The organism is Streptomyces sp. NPDC127595 (assembly GCF_042671685.1).
In the GTDB taxonomy this organism is placed as follows: domain Bacteria; phylum Actinomycetota; class Actinomycetes; order Streptomycetales; family Streptomycetaceae; genus Streptomyces.
Window position 1 is genome coordinate 77,958 of the sequence record NZ_JBHXWK010000014.1, and the last position, 17,905, is coordinate 95,862.

The 17,905-nt window shown below is 68.1% G+C and carries 14 protein-coding genes; 9 read left to right on the forward strand and 5 right to left on the reverse strand.

The window, feature by feature from the left end; genetic code table 11:
• Position 1 precedes the first annotated feature (1 nt).
• The 7 genes from ACFVKT_RS34285 (at position 2) to ACFVKT_RS34315 (ending at position 6,060) form a co-directional block, all read left to right on the forward strand.
• On the forward strand, positions 2-1,222 hold the full coding sequence (locus tag ACFVKT_RS34285) for an enoyl-CoA hydratase/isomerase family protein (RefSeq protein ID WP_385738867.1): 1,221 nt from the start codon (positions 2-4) through the stop codon (positions 1,220-1,222).
• A gap of 104 nt (positions 1,223-1,326) precedes the next feature.
• Entirely contained in the window at positions 1,327-2,244 is a 918-nt protein-coding gene (locus ACFVKT_RS34290) for a hypothetical protein (RefSeq protein WP_385738869.1), read from the forward strand.
• A gap of 41 nt (positions 2,245-2,285) precedes the next feature.
• Complete coding sequence (locus tag ACFVKT_RS34295; RefSeq protein ID WP_385738871.1) at positions 2,286-3,008, forward strand: hypothetical protein; 723 nt, start codon at positions 2,286-2,288, stop codon at positions 3,006-3,008.
• A 138-nt stretch (positions 3,009-3,146) separates the two neighbouring features.
• The gene (locus ACFVKT_RS34300; protein ID WP_385738873.1) at positions 3,147-3,773 is read left to right on the forward strand and encodes a hypothetical protein; all 627 of its coding nucleotides are present in this window, start codon (positions 3,147-3,149) and stop codon (positions 3,771-3,773) included.
• Positions 3,770-4,072 (forward strand): hypothetical protein, encoded by a 303-nt coding sequence (locus ACFVKT_RS34305; protein WP_385738875.1) that lies wholly within the window; start codon positions 3,770-3,772, stop codon positions 4,070-4,072. The genes ACFVKT_RS34300 and ACFVKT_RS34305 overlap by 4 nt, the downstream gene beginning before the upstream one ends.
• Positions 4,069-5,454: a putative T7SS-secreted protein gene (locus ACFVKT_RS34310; RefSeq protein WP_385738877.1), complete on the forward strand. Its 1,386-nt coding sequence runs from the start codon at positions 4,069-4,071 to the stop codon at positions 5,452-5,454. The genes ACFVKT_RS34305 and ACFVKT_RS34310 overlap by 4 nt, the downstream gene beginning before the upstream one ends.
• Before the next feature lie 6 nt (positions 5,455-5,460).
• Positions 5,461-6,060, forward strand: a complete 600-nt coding sequence (locus ACFVKT_RS34315) for a hypothetical protein (protein WP_385738878.1) — start codon at positions 5,461-5,463, stop codon at positions 6,058-6,060.
• Here the strand turns inward: ACFVKT_RS34315 and ACFVKT_RS34320 are convergent.
• Together ACFVKT_RS34320 and ACFVKT_RS34325 are read right to left on the reverse strand one after the other, a co-directional pair.
• Positions 6,043-6,594: a hypothetical protein gene (locus ACFVKT_RS34320; RefSeq protein ID WP_385738880.1), complete on the reverse strand. Its 552-nt coding sequence runs from the start codon at positions 6,592-6,594 to the stop codon at positions 6,043-6,045. The two genes, ACFVKT_RS34315 and ACFVKT_RS34320, sit on opposite strands and share 18 nt — an antisense overlap.
• A gap of 223 nt (positions 6,595-6,817) precedes the next feature.
• Positions 6,818-7,123, reverse strand: a complete 306-nt coding sequence (locus ACFVKT_RS34325) for a WXG100 family type VII secretion target (RefSeq protein ID WP_210881912.1) — start codon at positions 7,121-7,123, stop codon at positions 6,818-6,820.
• A gap of 246 nt (positions 7,124-7,369) precedes the next feature.
• Here ACFVKT_RS34325 and ACFVKT_RS34330 point away from each other — a divergent pair, with 246 nt between their 5' ends.
• The gene (locus tag ACFVKT_RS34330; protein ID WP_385738883.1) at positions 7,370-11,926 is read left to right on the forward strand and encodes an FtsK/SpoIIIE domain-containing protein; all 4,557 of its coding nucleotides are present in this window, start codon (positions 7,370-7,372) and stop codon (positions 11,924-11,926) included.
• Positions 11,927-11,982: 56 nt separating this feature from the next.
• Here the strand turns inward: ACFVKT_RS34330 and ACFVKT_RS34335 are convergent, their stop codons facing one another.
• Both ACFVKT_RS34335 and ACFVKT_RS34340 read right to left on the reverse strand, forming a co-directional pair.
• Positions 11,983-13,761, reverse strand: a complete 1,779-nt coding sequence (locus tag ACFVKT_RS34335) for a serine/threonine-protein kinase (protein WP_385738885.1) — start codon at positions 13,759-13,761, stop codon at positions 11,983-11,985.
• 334 nt (positions 13,762-14,095) lie between these two features.
• Complete coding sequence (locus ACFVKT_RS34340; RefSeq protein WP_385738887.1) at positions 14,096-14,944, reverse strand: menaquinone biosynthetic enzyme MqnA/MqnD family protein; 849 nt, start codon at positions 14,942-14,944, stop codon at positions 14,096-14,098.
• A 357-nt stretch (positions 14,945-15,301) separates the two neighbouring features.
• Between ACFVKT_RS34340 and ACFVKT_RS34345 the strand changes: the two genes are divergently transcribed.
• On the forward strand, positions 15,302-15,505 hold the full coding sequence (locus ACFVKT_RS34345; protein WP_037627265.1) for a cold-shock protein: 204 nt from the start codon (positions 15,302-15,304) through the stop codon (positions 15,503-15,505).
• A 117-nt stretch (positions 15,506-15,622) separates the two neighbouring features.
• On the opposite strand, the gene ACFVKT_RS34350 is transcribed toward ACFVKT_RS34345, so the two are convergent.
• Positions 15,623-17,710, reverse strand: coding sequence for an acyltransferase family protein (locus ACFVKT_RS34350; protein WP_385738889.1), 2,088 nt, complete (start codon positions 17,708-17,710; stop codon positions 15,623-15,625).
• Positions 17,711-17,905 lie beyond the last annotated feature (195 nt).

Here is a 17,905-nt window from a genome sequence, read left to right on the forward strand (position 1 = left end):
CGTGGCCGGCAAGCGCCCCGCCTTCCCTTACATAGGTTGGGACCCCACCCCCGGAGACGTGGAGGACACCCGGGAACTCGCCAAGAAACTCGGCAGCCTGGCAAGCGAGTTGGGGACAGCCCTGCGGGAGCTGGAACGGATCGAATGCGGGGCGTGGAAGGGCAAGACCGCGCTCGCCTTCACCGAGTACATCGGCCAGGACGTCACTCCCCTCATCAGCAAGAGCCACGACTCCTTCGACAAGGCGTCACGCGCCCTGCACCGGTGGGCCAACGAACTGCACGACTTTCAGGACGAGGCCAACCGCCTCGAGAAGTCCGCCGGAGAGAAGCTCGAAGCCAAGGAAACGGCCGAGCAGAAGGCCGAGGGCAAAGGCAGCGAGGAACTCGGCAAGGCCTCCGGCGCGGTGGACGAGGTCACCGGCAAGGTCTACGACCTTGAGGAGCGGTACAAGGAAGCCGCCGGGAGGATCAGCAAGGAGCTCGACAAGGCCGCCGACATCGCCCCGGACGAGCCCGGCTTCTGGGACAAGCTGGGCAAGGGCATCGGAGATGCCTGGGATGCCACCGGCGAGTGGCTCAAGGACCACGCCGACCTGATCAAAGCGATCGGCGACGTGCTCGGTGACATCACCGCGGTGCTGGGCATGCTGGCCATCGTCACCCTTCCGTTCCCGCCCCTCGCGGCCATCTTCGGCACGGCCGCACTCATCGGTGCGGGACTCACGCTGGCGGCCCACGGCATTGCCAAGGCAGCCGGTGCGGATGTGAGCTGGATGCAGATCGGGCTCGACGCGGTGGGGTTGTTGCCGGGTATCGGGATGTTCGGTAAGGGCATCAAGGTGGTCGGCGAGGCCAAGGCCGTAGCCACTGCGGGCAAGCTCGGCAAGGGGTTCGACTTCTCCAAGATCGCCGGTAGCTCACGGGTCATGCTGTCCTGGGGTGACGAATCCGCGGACATCGTAGGCGGGTTGGGCAAGGCCGGCTTGGTGAAGATCGGAGGCACGTCCACGAACGTTTTCGAGGTCGCGCACGCAGGCAGCGGCTTGATGTCACGCATGGGAGGCGTCGCCTTTGCGGGCTATCACACGGGCCAGTTGATTGGCACCAAGGGAGCCGCCGCCCTTGGAATGAAAATCGACCCGTTCGGAGTCGCCGGCAGAGCCTTCGACGCCGGCATCAAGGTTGCGCCCAAGGTGTACGCACATGTGACTGGTGATTAGTTTGGGATATCGACACCGGGTGGCTCACTGTTTGAGACGGTGTGGCAGGGTGGAGCGTAAAGGTGTCGGCTCCACGGCCGCCGCGAGGGAGGATTCGTACTGATATGAGCGTCTGGCAGCCCGAGTCGGATGAGAAAGTCATTGCCCGCGCTCCTGTCACCTTTGCTACAGGCGAGGCCATGCGCGTGAGCGGAATGAGATGGTTTCGCGACACCCAGCGCAACGACATTCAGGATGAACTCGCTGGATGGCCCAAAGGACCGACGTACACAGCCCGTTCGACAGGCAGCACAGTCGCTCGGAATACCGTCAAGGGCACGGCGATCGCCGCAGGCCTTGCCGTTTTGGGATTCCTCTCCTTCCACGGAGGGAATATCGGAGGAACTCCGGGCACCGAGCGCGGTTCGAAAACCTCGCTCGACCGGGCGGACGAGATCGACGACTTCCCCGTCATGTGGGCCGCACCGGGCACGATCGCCCGTACTCTGCCCTGGCAGCTGGACCCCGGACGCTCCTCCGAAAAGCACTACCGCACGCACGCTGTCATCACCGACCGTCGACTCGTAATCGTGGGCTTCCCCTATGTCAAAGGGAACTACAGCCAGGTTGACGACGAGTTCCTATGGGAGGCCTCTCGATCCACCATCGAACGAGTCGAACTGCGGGACTTCAAAATCGGGCAGGACTCGAAGGTCGTCTTTACGGACGGCTCATGGTGCAGGCTGGCTGGCGTGAACCGTGAGAGATTCACTCGGTATCTGATTGAACCCCTTGACTTCATTCCGCTGGATTCGCTCACACCAGCACAGCGAAACACCGCCGAGAGCTTCGCGGCCGCCCAGGCACCGGATGCCCAACCGCCTCTGGTCAAGCGGAACGCCTGTGGCTGCCTTCGCGTCGAGGTCGTGGCCCCGAGCACAATTCACGCGTTCTTCGGCTACTCCAGCCTGAACACGGTCATGGACGAGAACGGCACCGAACTCAAGTACACGGATCGTCACCCAGAAGACCTCCTGACCTGACACTCGCGCTGCACTCGATCGGAACGGCCCGCTACTTCAAAATGAGCCCCGCTGCCCCCGCGAACACCCCGCACGCCACCCCCGCCAACGGAAACCTCCCACCCCTCTGGTTCCTCGCCCCAGAGGGATTTTTCGCCCTTCCTCTCGCTGCGACCCCGGAGGAACGCACCGCGCGCGCCCTCTCCTTCGTACGAGAGCTGTACTCCCGAGGCGACGAAAGCATCTGGGAGCCGGCCGCCCCGTACTACGCGGCGATAGCCGAACTCATGGGAGACACCGGTGTCTCCTACGCCGCCATGGGCTTGTTCTCCACGGCGGAGGAAGCCGAGGCCTCCGAAGGGGAGGTGGTCAGACACGAGCCCTCCGACGGCGTCGCCCAATGCGCTCTCAGCGTGGCCATTGAATCCACCGATCAGGCCGCTGCCGACGCCGACATCGTGGCCCAGGGCATCCTCGCCACTCTCGCCGGCGACCCGTTGAACGACGCCATCTGGCTCGACCTGCCGTGCGGTCCAGCGGTGTCCTGCATAAGCGTCCACGAGTACAAACTCAACCCCGAAGTGACGGCCGGCGGCGACGCGGTGGAGCTTCTCACCGGGCAGATCCAGGTTCATGTCCCCTTTTCCACCGGCCCGTTCACCGCGGTCTTCACACTCCACACGGCCTCCATGGACCACTGGACCGAGATATACCGCCTGATGTCGTCCATCCTCCAGACGGTTTCCTTCACGGATCCCGCCGAGGAGCTGTCCGCGGAAACTTAGTCGAACCCGCCCAGCAGGCCCGCCATAGCGGAACCAGACGCATCACAGGTAGCGTCCGTGCCCGTGACACAGCGCTTGTCCCACGGGAGGGCAAGCCGTCACCCCCACAGGGGCCCGTCGCAACCGAGAGCCACGAGCATGCCGCAGACCACACCGCCCGAGCGGACGACCGAAGCCGAGAACGTCTTCGGCCTGATCACCCCCGAGGACTGGTATCGCATTCCGCTTCAGCCGCCGGAGCACCGAGAGACCTCCGTGAACGCTCTGATCAAAAGGCAGTTCGCGGGCGTGGACGATCAGCCTGTGCTCCGCCGCAAGGCAGAGGAGCAGCTCCTGGGCGCCGCCGAGAAGGGGGCCGACGGGGGCGGTGTGGTGCTCTATCTGTCGTTCCTGGAAGCAGCAGGAATCCCACTGTCCGCTTCTCTGCTGATTTCCCGCCTCCACCAGCGATTCGACAGCCTTGACGCTGTCGCCGCGCTGGCAGGCAAGGGTGAGGTGGCTCCGGTGCGTTTGCCTGCTGCCGGACGGGCAGCGCGTCGGCGCCGCAGCGAACGGACCCGGGAATCCAAGCGGCTGGGTTCGGAGTTCGAGGACACGATCGTGGAGTACTTCGTCCCGGTACCCGGTCAGGACGAGGTGCTGATGCTGACGTTCAGCACTCCTCTGGAACCGATCGCGGACGCGATGGCGGAGCTCTTCGACGCGGTCGCCGGTACCCTGCGCTGGCGGAATCCGACTCAGGAATCACGGGGGCAACAGAGATGAGCGAGCGACTCAGGGTATCCACCGACGATCTGCACGCGGCCGGAACCGGCCTTCGGATCGTGGCCACGGAATTCGAAGGCCTCGACAAGCTCATGGACACCTTCGACCGGCGAACGGTCGGACACAAGCTGCTGCAGGAACGGCTTCAGGACTTCTCCGACGGGTGGAACGACAACCGCGAGAAGATGATCGAGGAGATCAAGGGCCTGGGCGAGGTGGCCAAGACAGCCGGCGAGGCGTACACCGAGATCGACACGCAGCTCTACAACGCCCTCGTCGGCAAGGGCAAGAAAAAGTGACCCGCCCGGCCGACCAGCGCTGGGAAGTGCTGGGCGAGGGCGAAGACCCCGTGCCCGGTGACGTGTATGACCTTCAGGCGCTCTCCAAGCGCTTCACCGCCACGGCAAAGACCATCTCGGACACCGCCGCGGCGCTGCGCCGCCTGGGAGACCAGAAGAGCTGGGACTCCAAAGCGGGCCGGGAGTTCGCCGAGAAGGCCGAGGACACCGCGAAGACCGTGAGCAAGGCGCACGGCCGCTATGAAGAGGCCGGCTCCGCACTCAAGGAGTACTACACCGAGCTCGAAACGGTTCAGGGCGAAGCGGACCGGCTTCTGGGGCTGGCGGAAACGAAGAGCGGCGATCTCTCCACCGCGAAGTCCCAGGCCGACAACCCGCCCGAGAAGACCGACAAAGCGGGCCAGAAGAAGCTCGACACCAAGGTGACAGATCTTCAGGGCGACCTGGACGATCTGCGCGGGCAGCTCACCATGCTCAAGAGCCGTCACAACAAGGCGGGTGACGCGGCCGCGAAGCGCATCCACGAGATCACCGAGAGCGATGACCTCAACGACTCGTGGCTGGACGAACTGCGCGACACCCTGACGATCGTCGCCGACATCGCGGGCGCCGTGGCGGCGGTGTGCGGGATCGTGGCACTTCTGGTCGGCTGGATCCCGATCATCGGGCAGGCGATCGCCGGCGTACTGGGCACCATCGCGCTGATCGCCACCGCCATTTCGCTCGTCTGCCACCTGCTTCTCGCCATCAACGGCGACGGGTCCTGGGGGGACGTCGCCCTGGACGTTCTGGGACTGGCCACCTTCGGTGTCGGCCGCGTCTTCTCCGCCGGATCCAAGCTCGCCGCCACAGTCGGCCGCAGCCGCGTCTGGAACGCGGCGGCCCAGTACGTACGCGGTTGGAATCCCGCTCTCGGCTCTGCGGCGCGACGCGCGCTTGTCGTGGAAATGGTCGGTGCGCGGGGCGGAGCAGCCTCAGCCGCGCTGCCCAATGTCACTCTGGGCGCCGCCTTCAAGGGCCTGCCTCGTGCCTTCGCCGACGACCTCGGCACGATCCGGAGCAATTGGGGGGACCTGTTCAAGTTCGGCGACAATCTCTCCGCGGTCCGCGGAGCATGGAATGCCGGTGGTGTGCGCGGCCTCGGCAGCATGTACGTGGGGCCCGGAATGGTCGACGAACTGTCGCGTATCAAGAACATCAAGCCGGCGGATCTGAACTTCATCGGGACGCCTGACGCTTTCAAGCAGGCCTTCCAGTACAACTCATGGGCTCTCGGGGCGACCGGTACCGGGGCGGCCTCGGACACCAAGAGCTTCATCGGGCTCTTCGGCAGCGACGACATCGACGTGACCGGTCCCGATGCCTCGCTGGCCGGAAGGTAGCCGCTCGTGCACACCGCAGACCACGCGACCGCGGACTGGCACCAGTGTCGGGTCACGCTGCCCGCCCCGCACAACTGGCTCGTTCTCGACCTCACGTCCCAGCAGCCGGACACGTGGGCGCGATCAGTGGCCGACGAACACCTCACGGTGGACGCACCCGCCGAATGGCGCGAGGCGTTCGCCGAGGATGTGCTCTGGTACTGGGTCGCCGCCGCACGGCAGAAAGCGCTCTGCGCGGCTCTCCTCACGCCTCAGGACAGCGGCGTCGTCGCCTTCTACTCCGTACGCGAGCTGACCGTACGGCCTGAGTCGCTGCGCCTGGATGTGCTGCGCACCGAGGCCGAGCGCGCCGAGGGACCGTTTTTCCGGCCCCCTGGCATCACGGAAGTCGAGCTTCCACTGGGCCCCGCACTGCGCGTGCATCGCCTGGAACCCACGGACCCCGATGCACACAGCGGCGCGGTACGGGAAGGAGTGGCCCACTATGTCCTCCCCCGGGCGCATCCCACCGCGCTGGAGTGCCGGCTCCTCTGGGGAGCGCTGGGTCTCGGTGAGGAACTGGGGAAGGTCGCCGACGAACTGGCGGCTTCAGTCCGACTTGTCTGAACTGCCCGGACCGCGAGAGGTGCCGAACAGTCCTGCCATACCCCCCAGTCCGAACCGCTCCCACGGAATGAGCGCCAGCGGCACCCAACTGAAGCCGACGACGAAGACGCTCAGCAGGGTGACGAGGCCCGTGGGAAGGATCCAGCCGAGCTGTGCGGCAAGCAGGGAGACGATCTGGAGGTAGACGCCGAGCACGAGTACGCCGAGCATCTTGAGCAGGGCTTCGCCGAGCCCGAGCCTGGGCCTTGCCTCAGTCCCCCGGACCGCCGCGAACAGGATCAGCGGCAGCAACAGCCCTGCCAGACCGCCCGCGCCAATGCCTCCGACGACCACCGCGTTGCGCCCGTCGCCGGGAACCGCCGACGACAGGAACGAGTCGTCCGCCAGGCCGAGGGCAAGGGCAACGCCCGCATAGCCCCCGAGCGTCATGGTCGCCAAAACGAGCAGCAGCCCCGCACCGAAAGCGACGTTCCCCGCGAGCGAGCGCCCAGGACTCTGCGCCCGGGCCGCCCCGGACCCTGATCCAACAGACATGGGCTCTCCCATTCTCACGAGGTCGGTAGAGGATAACCGCCCGTGCGGGCGAGGCGCAGATCACTCGGAGGGGAGACGTGCGGGCGCGATATCAATTCTTCACCCAGCGCGAATCCACCGGTCCGCCGTATCCACCAATCCACCACCCCCTCGCACACAGCCCGGTGCGATGGAGCATCGAAGCACCCCACCGCACCGGAATGTCTGTGTGCCGAGGGCGGACTCAGCCCTTGACGCCCTTGGCCAGCTCGTCGTCCAGGTCCTGGTAGGCCTTGGCCGCGCTGGTCAGGAACTTGGACATGCCCGTGAGGCCGTCGATCGTGTCCTTGGCGCCCTTCTTGAACTCGGTGAAGGAGTCCTCGAAGGCCTGCGAACCCTTGCGGGTGGTGTAGCCGTCCTTGACGAGACCCTGGATGTAGCGCTCCAGGGCGTCGAGCTTCTCGTCGATCTTGTCCTTGGCGTCGGTCAGCTTGGTCGCCGCCTTGTGCATCTCGTCATAAGTGATATCTGCGTCTTTGCCGCCGGCCATGTGGCGTCCTCCGTAGCTCGACTTGCCGCAGGGCCAACCCCCGTGGCTCCCGTTGCGGATGATGCGATCGTCCGCTGAGTCTGCAGCCTACTCAGGCCGCTTGCAGGAGCACACCCCAGATCTCTCAACAGCCTCCAGGGAACCAGCACACAGGCCGTTGCCTGCGGGAAGGGGCAAGAGGCTATCGTCGGGGACACTGTGGCCCGCGTTCCGAAGCGGTGTCGGGGGTTCCTGGGGAGGACGATCGTGCGCCTGACTCTGACCGTTGTCGATCCGCTCGGCGGTGCCAACGCCGACGTCGTGCTCGACGCGGATCCCGAGTCCACCGTGGGGGACATCGCCAAGGAGCTGGCCACTCATGTGGGGTACAGCGGCGGTGCGCAGATCATCCCCATCGGGCAGCATCACGCCTCCGGCGGCGGAGCACCTGTCACCTACGTCGACGGGTATCCCGTCGATCCGGCGGCCACGATCGGGACCTCGCCGCTGCGCGAGGGCGCGATCGTCAGCCTGCACGATCCGGCCGGCTGCCTGCCGGGGGAACCCACCGGCCTCGTCGAGCTGCGGGTGGCCGGTGGTCCCGCCGCCGGCGCCGTGCACCGGCTCGGCATCGGGCGCCACGACATCGGCAGCGGTCCCGTCTCCTCCCTGCGGATCGACGACCCCGAACTTCCGCAGCGGGCCCTCACGTTGTCAGTCGCAACCGACGGCACCTGCCAGGTCGTCGTACACGGCGACAAAGAGGGCGTCACGCTCGACGGGGAGAAGATCGACGGCGACGAGTGGCCCCTCGGCAGCCAGGTCGCCGTAGGCAACACCCTGCTGGAGCTCGACCGGTACTCGCCTCCGAACGCCGCGCTCAAATGGTCCGAGGACGGCGCGGGGCTCGACTACAACCGTCCGCCCCGGCTCCGCCCGCCGGAGCGCCAGACCAGGTTTAAACTGCCCGCGCCGCCCCGCGACTTCGAGGCACGGCCACTGCCCTGGCTCATGGCGGTGACCCCGCTGGTCGGTGCCGTCGTGGCTGTGATGATCTTCGGGCGCTGGTACTACCTGATCATGGCTCTGCTGAGTCCGCTGATCCTCTTCGGCAACTACTTCATGGACAAGAAGCACGGGCGCAAGTCCCATGCCAAGCAGGTCAAGGAGTACAAGGAGCACAAAGAGCGGATCGAGAAGGACGCGCAGGACGCGCTCGTTGCCGAGCGGCTCGACCGCCGGCAGGCCGTGCCCGATCCGGCGACCGTGCTGGGTCTGGGCACCGGACCCCGCACCCGGCTGTGGGAGCGGCGGCGCACGGACGCCGATCATCTGCTACTGCGCTTCGGGACCGGGCAGTTGGGCTCCGAGGTCGTGCTCGACGACCCCGAGCAGGACGATCACAGGCGCGAGGTCACCTGGCAGATCGAGGACGCTCCGGTGGCGCTGCCGCTGGCCGAGCGGGGCGTGATCGGCATCGCGGGACCGGGCGATTCACCGCAGGCGCTGGGGCGTTGGGCGGTGGCCCAGTGCGCGGCGCTGCACAGCCCCATGGACGTCCAGTTCTACGTGCTCACCGAGAACGGCGCCGAGGACAGCTGGGACTGGGTCCGCTGGCTGCCGCACTCCCGGCCCTCCGGCGCCCAGGACACCAACGTCCTGATCGGCACCGACGCCGAGACCGTCGGCGCCCGCATCGGCGAGCTGACCCAACTCCTTGACGCCCGCCAGAAGGCGGCCAAGGAGACCGGCCGCCAGGCGACGTTCAGCGACCCCGACATCGTGGTCGTATGGGACGGTTCGCGCAGGCTGCGGTCGATGCCGGGTGTCGTACGACTGCTGCGCGAGGGTCCCGCCGTATCCATGTACGCGATCTGCCTGGACGCCGAGGAGCGGTTCCTGCCCGGCGAGTGCCAGGCGATGGTGATCGCCGAGCCGAAGCCGCAGGAGCATGCCGCCACCCGCACTTCGGCTGCCGCGGCCCCCGTGGCACCGGCGGGCGGCTTCCCTTCCTTCCACGCCTGGCATGCCGCCGAAGCCGACGACTCCCGGTCCGGCGAGCAGAAGACCCTCGAACTGCGGCTGCGGGTCGAGCAGACGGGCACGGCCCGCGTGAAGAACGTACGGCCGGACTTCGTCTCCCCCGCCTGGTGCGCACGCCTGTCACGGGCGCTGTCCCCGCTGCGTGACATCAGCGGCGAGACCGAGGACTCGGCGCTGCCGGGCTCCAGCCGCCTGCTCGATGTGCTCCAGCTGGAACCGCCGACACGGGACGCGATCGCCGCGCGCTGGCGCATGGGCGGGCAGTCGACGATGGCCGTCGTCGGTGAGTCGTACGACGGTCCCTTCGGCATCGACATCCGGCGGGACGGGCCGCACGGCCTGATCGCCGGTACGACCGGTTCCGGTAAGTCCGAACTGCTGCAGACCATCGTGGCCGCGCTCGCCGTCGCCAACACCCCCGAGAACATGACCTTCGTCCTCGTCGACTACAAGGGCGGCGCAGCCTTCAAGGACTGTGTGAAGCTGCCGCACACGGTGGGCATGGTCACCGACCTCGACGCGCACCTGGTGGAGCGGGCGCTGGAGTCCCTGGGCGCGGAGCTGAAGCGCCGCGAGCACATCCTCGCCGCCGCGGACGCCAAGGACATCGAGGACTACCAGGACCTCGTACGCCGCGACCCCTCGCTCGCGCGGGTTCCCCGACTCCTCATCGTCATCGACGAGTTCGCCTCTATGGTGCGTGACCTGCCCGACTTCGTGGCCGGTCTGGTCAACATCGCCCAGCGGGGCCGCTCGCTCGGCATCCACCTGCTGCTGGCCACCCAGCGGCCGAGCGGTGTGATCTCCCCCGAGATCCGCGCCAACACCAACCTCCGCATCGCGCTGCGCGTGACGGACGGCGGCGAGTCCAGCGACGTCATCGACTCCCCCGAGGCCGGGCACATCTCCAAGAGCACTCCGGGGCGCGCGTACGTCCGCCTCGGGCACGCCTCGCTCGTGCCGTTCCAGTCGGGCCGGGTCGGTGGTCGCCGCCCCGGCGCCGCCGATCCGCAGCTTCTCGCCCCGTGGGCGGGACCGCTCGGCTGGGCGGATCTGGGCCGGGCCGCGCTGGTGAAGCCGAAGGCCGAGGCGCGCGAGGAGGAGGAGATCACGGACCTCAAGGTCCTGGTCGACGCGGTACGGGAGGCCAACCAGGCGCTCGGCATCCCCGCCCAGCACAGCCCATGGCTGCCCGCGCTCTCCGAGACACTGCTGCTCGACGAGGTCGAGGTGCCCACCACCCAACTGGGCCCGGGCAAACTGCCCCCGGCCCCCTACGGTGTCGAGGACCTGCCCGCCGACCAGGCCAGGCGCCCGGTCGTCGTCGACTTCGCCTCGTTCGGGCATCTGCTGGTGGGCGGTGCCCCCCGCAGCGGCCGCTCGCAGATCCTGCGGACCATCGCGGGCTCGATCGCCCGGACCCACTCCTCCGCCGACGTGCATCTGTACGGCATCGACTGCGGCAACGGCGCCTTGAACGCGCTGACTCGACTCCCGCACTGCGGAGCCGTGGTCGCACGTAACCAGACGGAACGTGCGGTGCGCCTGATCACCCGCCTGAAGAGCGAGTTGACGCAGCGTCAGGACCTGCTGGCGGACAAGGGGTACGCCGACATCGGCGAGCAGCGAGCCGCCTCGGCCGAGGACGAACGTCTCCCGCATCTCGTCGTGCTGCTCGACCGCTGGGAGGGCTGGCTTCCGACGCTCGGCGAGTACAACCACGGCGAACTGACCGACGAGTTGCAGACGATGATGCGCGAAGGCGCGAGCGTCGGCATCCACCTGGTCGTCACGGGTGACCGCCAGGTGCTGCTGGGCCGGATGGCGTCGCTGACCGAGGAGAAGTACGGCCTGCGGCTCGCCGACCGGTCGGACTTCACGATGCTCGGCATCAACGCGCGCAAGGTGCCCGAGGAGATCCCTCCGGGGCGTGGCTTCAAGAACGAGTCGGCGACGGAGACGCAGTTCGCGCTGCTTTCCGAGGACCTCACGGGTCAGGGACAGGCCGCCGCACTGGCGGCGATCGGCGAGACGGCGGCCGCGCGCGACGCTGAACTGCCCCGCGCACGACGCCCGTTCCGGGTCGACGTGCTGCCGAGCCGCATCGCCTTCGCGGAGGCATGGGAGATGCGCGACGCGCAGACGTCCGGCTCCAAGCTGTGGGGGCTGGCCGGTATCGGCGGCGACGACATCATGGCCTTCGGCCCCGACCTCGCGCAGGGCGTGCCGACGTTCGTGGTGGCGGGTCCGGCGAAGTCAGGACGCAGCACGACCCTCCTGAACCTGGCGCGCTCGTACCTCCTCCAGGGCGTACGTCTGGTCATCGCCGCCCCGCGCCCCTCGCCACTGCGCGAACTCGCGGGCCAGGACGGCGTGTTGAAGATCTTCACCGAGGACGACATCGAGAGCGACGACTTCAACGAAGCGATCGAGTCGGCCTCGCCCGAGGAGCCCATCGTGTTCATCGTCGACGACGGTGAGGTCCTGGAGGACTGCGACGCCGAACGCGAGTTCAAGCGTCTCGTCCAGCGCGGCGGCGAGCGCGGCCTGGCCCTCGTCATCGGCGGTGACGAGGAGGAGGTGTGCGGCGGCTTCTCCGGCTGGCAGGTCGAGGCGAAGAAGGGCCGCCGCGGCATCCTGCTCTCCCCGCAGGACTCCTCCGCCGGCGAACTGATCGGCATCCGTACGACACGCAGCATGGTCGGCGGCCCCGTGACACCGGGCAAGGGTCTCCTGCACCTGGGCAACGGGGAGCCGGTCACGGTCACCGTCCCGATGTGACGCGGGGAGTTGGGCGGACGGGCCGAAGGACCGGTCCGCCCAACAACGCCGAGGCTCTACTCGACCTTGGACATCCGAGCCACCGGATCCCCCGCATCCGGGTTGTCCGTCTCGTACTGGAGGTCGTCGTCGACGGGAGTCAGGCGTACCTCGTGCTCGCCGGTGGTGCACACGTTGCGGTTGGACTCGTCGGCGATGCTCGTGACGATGAGCTGCTTGGACGTGACCTGTTTCAGGATGAGTACGTCGTCGCAGATGCCGCCGATCTGGTCGGTCTGGCGGAAGGTGCCCAACTCCTCGCCCACGGCGGCCTGGTGGACGGTGACGCGGAAGGTGCCCATGGGCAGGGCGCCGCTGAGCGCGAGGCCGTCGCCCTCCCAGGTGCCGAGGTAGGAGGCGGGGACCGTCTGGTCCAAGGGATCGGACGCGCTCGTCGACGCCTGGGGGCCGTTGCTCGCCGCGGTGTCGCTCGAAGAGCCCGAGTCACTCGACTTGTCCGCGCCCGGCATCAGGTCGAAGAGGAACCCCGCGCCCACCGTCACAGCCGCCAGCGCCCCCGCGACCGCCAGGGCCACCGTGCAACTCAGCCTGCGGCCACGGCCGTTCTCACCGGTCGCGGATACGGCGGCCACGCTGACGGAGACCTTGCCGGGACGGTCGGCGGGCGGCGGCGTCGCATCACGCGGCTCGCGTTGATCCGGTACGGGGGTCTGGTGACCATCCGGCGGTGAGGTCTCGCGGCCACTCGATGGGTAGGCCCCGCTCTGCTCCGGTACGTGCGCGGGGCCGGTCGGCGTCATGACCGGCGGCGGCCCGAACTCCCCGGCCACCGAAGGACTGCTGCTCACCCCCGACGAAGAACCAGCCGCAGGACTACTGCTCCCGACCGCAGGACTGCTGAACTCCACCGGCCCCGAAGGCGCAGCCCACCCCGTCTCCACCGTGTCCAGGTTCAGCAGCCGCACCGCGCTGCGGCTGACCTGTTCCACCATCGGCCCGGGCAGCCACCCCGCGGTCACAAGGCGGGCCGTCCCCTCCGGGGCGAGGCGCCGGGCCAGGTCGGCCGGAGCCGGCCGCTCGGCCGGGTCCTTCGCCAGGCACTGGGCCGCCAGGTCACGCAACTCGCCTTCCAGGGAGCCGAGTCGGGGTTCTTCGTGGACCACCTTGTAGAGGAGGGACGCGGAGGAGTCGCCGGGGAACGGCGGCTCGCCGGTCGCCGCGTACACCAGCACCGCGCCCAGCGAGAAGACGTCCGCCTCCCCCGCGACGGTCTTGCCGAGGATCTGCTCGGGAGACATGTAGCCGGGGGAACCGACCGAGACGCCGGTCGAGGTCAGTGACGCCGTGCCGTCCGTGGCGCGCGCGATGCCGAAGTCGATGAGCAGGGGGCCATCGAGGGTCAGCAGGACGTTGGACGGCTTGACGTCACGGTGGACGAGGCCCAGCGCGTGGACCGCCGAGAGCGCTTCGGCGAGGCCGGCGCCCAGGACCCGTACGGAATGGAGCGGAAGCGGGCCGCTGTCGGCGATGGCGGCCGCGAGCGAGGGGCCTGCCGCGTAGCCCGTCGCGACCCACGGCACCGGCGCCTCCGGGTCCGCGTCCAGGACGGGGGCCGTCCACGCGCCGCCCACCCGCCGCGCGGCCTCGACCTCGCGGCGGAAACGGGCGCGGAACTCCTCGTCGAGCGCGAAGTGCGGGTGCACGATCTTGACCGCGACCGTACGGCCGCCCGCGCTGCGGCCCAGATACACGCGGCCCATGCCGCCGGCCCCCAGCCGGCCGAGCAGCCGGTAGGGCCCGACGACGGTCGGTTCGTCGACTCCGAGCGGCTGCATGGCGCCATCCCTCCCCCGTACGCACTGCTGCTAGCAGAGTAGTGCCGTCAGCCCCCGAAGCCTCAGAGCCGGGCCTGTCCGGCGGATCAAGCCGGACGGGCCCCGAGGCCCCAAGACCCCGGAGCCGAGGCCTCACGGCCCCAAGACCCCCAGAGCCCCCAGACCCCCAGAGCCCGAGGCCTCCGGGCCTCCGGGCCTCCGGGACCCCAGGCCTCCAGGACCCCGAGAACCCCAGGCTCCGAGGCCCCAAAACCCCCAGGCCCGACACCCCGAGACCCCCAGACCCCGAGCCCCCAGACCCCGAGGCCCCGAGCCCCCAGACCCCGAACAGAATCTAGGCCTCCAGCAACCGAACGCTCACGTCCGACGGGAACCCGGTAGTGGACCCGACCCGCCGGGCGAACTCCCGTACGGCCGCCAGCTGCGGGCCGCCGAAGCGGAAGTCGAGCGTCCTGAAGTACCGCTCCAGGATCTTCTCGTCGAAGGACTCCCAGCGTGCCGCCTGCTCGGCGACCTTGCCGACCTCGTCCAGGGACAGGTCCCTGGACGCCAGGAACGCCTCGTGGACCTTGCGGGTGACGGCGGGTTCGCGCTCCAGGTAGTCGCGCCGGGCCGCCCAGACGGCGAAGACGAACGGCAGGCCCGTCCACTCCTTCCACATGGCGCCGAGGTCGTGCACCTCCAGGCCGAGCTTGGGGCCCTCGGTCAGGTTGGCGCGCAGCGCCGCGTCCCCGATGAGTACGGCGGCGTCGGCCTCCTGCATCATCAGCGAGAGGTCGGGCGGGCAGGTGTAGTACGACGGCTCGACGCCGACCTGCTCGGCCAGCAGGAGCTGGGCGAGGCGGACCGACGTACGGGAGGTCGAGCCGAGGGCGACGCGGGCGCCGTCCAGCCGGTCGAGGGGGACCTGCGAGACGATCACGCAGGACATCACCGGGCCGTCGCAGCCGACCGCGATGTCGGGAAAGGCGACCAGTTCGTCGGCGTGCTTGAGGAACTCGACGAGCGTGATGGGCCCGATGTCGAGGTCGCCCTGCACCAGCTTCTCGCTGAGCTTCTCAGGGGTGTCCTTGGTGAGCTCGAAGTCGAGGAGCGTGCCCGTTCTCGCGAGCCCCCAGTAGAGGGGCAGGCAGTTCAGGAACTGGATGTGGCCGACGCGCGGCCGGTTGCGAGAATTGTCCACATCGCGAGGCTAGCCCCAGTGGGGTACGGTGCAGGCTTCGGGTCCCCGAGTGGCTTCCGAAACCGTCCGGACCCCTTGTGTCAACCCCTGTGACAGATCTTGGTCCACCGCGACGTCAACCCCGACCCGCCGCTGGTCAAACCTCCGGGTGACGTGATCTTGCCCTCTATTGCTTTCGGCTGCCCGGGTAGCTAAGCTCGCCGCAAGTTGCAGTTTGGTTTCCCTTGCAGTACAGAGCCTGCGGAGCATGTGACCGCGGGCTCTCGTCGTTTTCAGATGAATGCAGTTGTTTACACGCAGATGTTTACACCTTGCAGGTTCTGGAGCAGGGCAACCCTTTGGGCCCAAGGAGGGCTTATGGCTACCGGAACCGTGAAGTGGTTCAACGCCGAAAAGGGCTTTGGTTTCATCGCCCAGGAAGGCGGAGGACCGGACGTCTTCGTCCACTACTCCGCGATCAACGCCAACGGTTTCCGTTCACTCGAGGAGAACCAGTCGGTCTCCTTCGACGTGACGCAGGGTCCGAAGGGCCCGCAGGCGGAGAACGTAACCCCGCTCTAAGCCTGCGGCTCCATGAGCCCAGTGCTTTGAACAGGATCGGATAGCAGTACCCAAGGAGCCCCGCGACAGCCTGTCGCGGGGCTCCTGCCTTTGTCCGTACGCCGACGAGGGCGTCGGCTACCGGCCGGTCAGGTCCTTGCCGAAGAGCGAGGTCAGCCGCTCGCCCAGAACGGGCGCGAGGGATTCCGAGAAGGTCTCGGCCATGTGACTGTCGTCGCGGTAGACGATGGTGTTCCCGACGACCACCGGGCAGACACCGGCCGGCGTGCACAGCCACGGCTGGGGGTCGATGACCGGAACGTCGGCCGCCTTCGCGGCGACCTCGAGCGCGTCGCGCACGGACGGGTCCTCGATCGCGGCCGGCAGGTGGTTCGCGCACTCCTCCAGAGCCAGCGCGTGTTCGGCCGCACAGTCGACGGCGTCGGACTTCGGCCAGGGAGTGTCGAGGATGGTGACCACCTGGGCGCCCGTGTCCTGGATCTCCTGAAGGGTGGCCGCGTCTCCGTCCACCCACTGCTTGTGGACGTCGCTCACCTTCTTGAACGGCTCGGCCGACTCCGAGGACGAGACGACCACGAGCGCGGGGTCGAGTTCCTTGACCACCTTGATCGCGTCGTGCCGCCAGGTGTCGCAGGCCGTGTATCCCTTGCCCTCACGGACGATGGTGACCTCGGCCATCTTGCAGGACGCCTTGGTCAGCGAGACCAGCTTGAAGTGCCGCTCGGTGGCGAGCTTGTCCAGGGCGGGGAACCACTGGGCGGCGTGGGAGTCGCCGAGGAGGACGACCGTCTGCTTCGCGGAGGTGTCGCCGTAGATGCACGGCTTCGCCTCCGTGGCCTCGTAGTTGGCGTGGCAGCCGTCCTGGTAGATCGCGGACCTGAGGTCCTTCACACCGGTGACGGGAGGGGCGAGGTTGCTCGGCAGTTGAGTGCCGGAGCTTTTCAGCAGGGTCGCCAGACCGGCCTGCGGGTCGGAGGCGTCCGTGAGGGCCCCCGCCAGTGCGGGTGCCGACCCTCCGGTGCTGATCTGCGACGGAAGGGCCTCCACGGCCTGCGAGGACAGGACGACTACGGCCGACAGACCCACACCGAGCACGAGAGCCCTGTTCGGCCGGCCACGGAACGCCGTGTGGAACCGCACCGGATTCTCGACCAGCCGGAGCGTCGCCACCGCAAGGAGCAGGCCAACCCCGGACAGCGCCAGGGCGAGCCCGACGCTCTCGGGCCTGCCCAGCGCCGAAGGGCCGATGATCAGCAGCGGCCAGTGCCACAGGTACCAGCCGTACGACATCCCGCCCAGCCACACCACGGGCTTCCGCGCGAGCACCAGCCGTGCGTCGAACCGGGCGGGCGAGAAGCCACCGGCGAGGACCAATGCGGTGCCGAGAACCGGCACGAGCGCGTGATATCCGGGGAAGGGGGTGTTGTCGTTGAAGCGGAGGGCGGCCAGCACGATGGCGGCCAGGCCTGCCCAGGTCATCGGCGCCGAGAGCCAGGTGGGTATGCGCGCCGGCGTCGGTGTCGTGGCCCACATGGCCAGCAGGGCACCGATGCCGAGCTCCCAGACGCGGGTGTGTGAACCGAAGTACGCCCAGGACGCCGAGCTTTCCGTAGTGGTCAGGCTCAGCCAGAACGACCCCAGGCAGAGCACGACCAGGGGCACCGCCAGCAGCGCGCGTCGCTGCCGCGCCAGTTTCCAGCTGAGGACGAGGAGCAGCGGCCACACCAGATAGAACTGCTCCTCCACGGCCAGCGACCAGAAGTGCTGGAACGGTGAGGGCGGGCTGCCCTGTTGCAGGTAGTCCGTACCGGAGATGGCGAGCCGGAAGTTCACGGCGTAGAAGGCGCTGCTCAGCGCGTCGCTCGTGTACTCGGCCAGGCGGATCTTCGAGAGGAAGAGCCAGGATCCGACAAGCGTGGCGACAACCACCAGGGTTGACGCGGGCAGCAGGCGCAGCGCACGGCGGGCGTAGAACTTCCTGATCGAGACCTTGCCCGTGTTGGACAGCTCGCGCAGCAGCAGCGAGGTGATCAGGAAGCCTGATATGACGAAGAACACGTCTACGCCGACATAACCACCGCTGAGCCGGGTCACTCCTGCGTGGGAGAGAACGACCAGCGTAACGGCCAGGGCGCGCAGCCCCTGAATGTCGAGGCGTGGCGAATGCCCTCCGCCGATTCCGTCGCGCGACGGTATGCCGGACAAGTGATCCCCTAGGTAGTTGTCGAAACGCGCGCGGCGGCGATGCCCGGGGACCTTCTCGGGAGCCGAGCATGATCGGCGCTGTATCGTGCCGGACGAGTCAATGGTCGATAGAAGTCATGTGCACATCTGTTGGTTCACCACACGGTGAACAGCGGATTAGCTCACCGGGTGTTGGACTGCCTGCGTTGGACTGCC

Coding starts and splice junctions, on each gene's coding strand:
- ACFVKT_RS34300 (WP_385738873.1), top strand. CDS start 3,147: ATGCCGCAGACCACACCGCCCGAGCGGACGACCGAAGCCGAGAACGTC.
- ACFVKT_RS34325 (WP_210881912.1), bottom strand. CDS start 7,123: ATGGCCGGCGGCAAAGACGCAGATATCACTTATGACGAGATGCACAAG.
- ACFVKT_RS34295 (WP_385738871.1), top strand. CDS start 2,286: ATGAGCCCCGCTGCCCCCGCGAACACCCCGCACGCCACCCCCGCCAAC.
- ACFVKT_RS34290 (WP_385738869.1), top strand. CDS start 1,327: ATGAGCGTCTGGCAGCCCGAGTCGGATGAGAAAGTCATTGCCCGCGCT.
- ACFVKT_RS34335 (WP_385738885.1), bottom strand. CDS start 13,761: ATGCAGCCGCTCGGAGTCGACGAACCGACCGTCGTCGGGCCCTACCGG.
- ACFVKT_RS34305 (WP_385738875.1), top strand. CDS start 3,770: ATGAGCGAGCGACTCAGGGTATCCACCGACGATCTGCACGCGGCCGGA.
- ACFVKT_RS34345 (WP_037627265.1), top strand. CDS start 15,302: ATGGCTACCGGAACCGTGAAGTGGTTCAACGCCGAAAAGGGCTTTGGT.
- ACFVKT_RS34320 (WP_385738880.1), bottom strand. CDS start 6,594: ATGTCTGTTGGATCAGGGTCCGGGGCGGCCCGGGCGCAGAGTCCTGGG.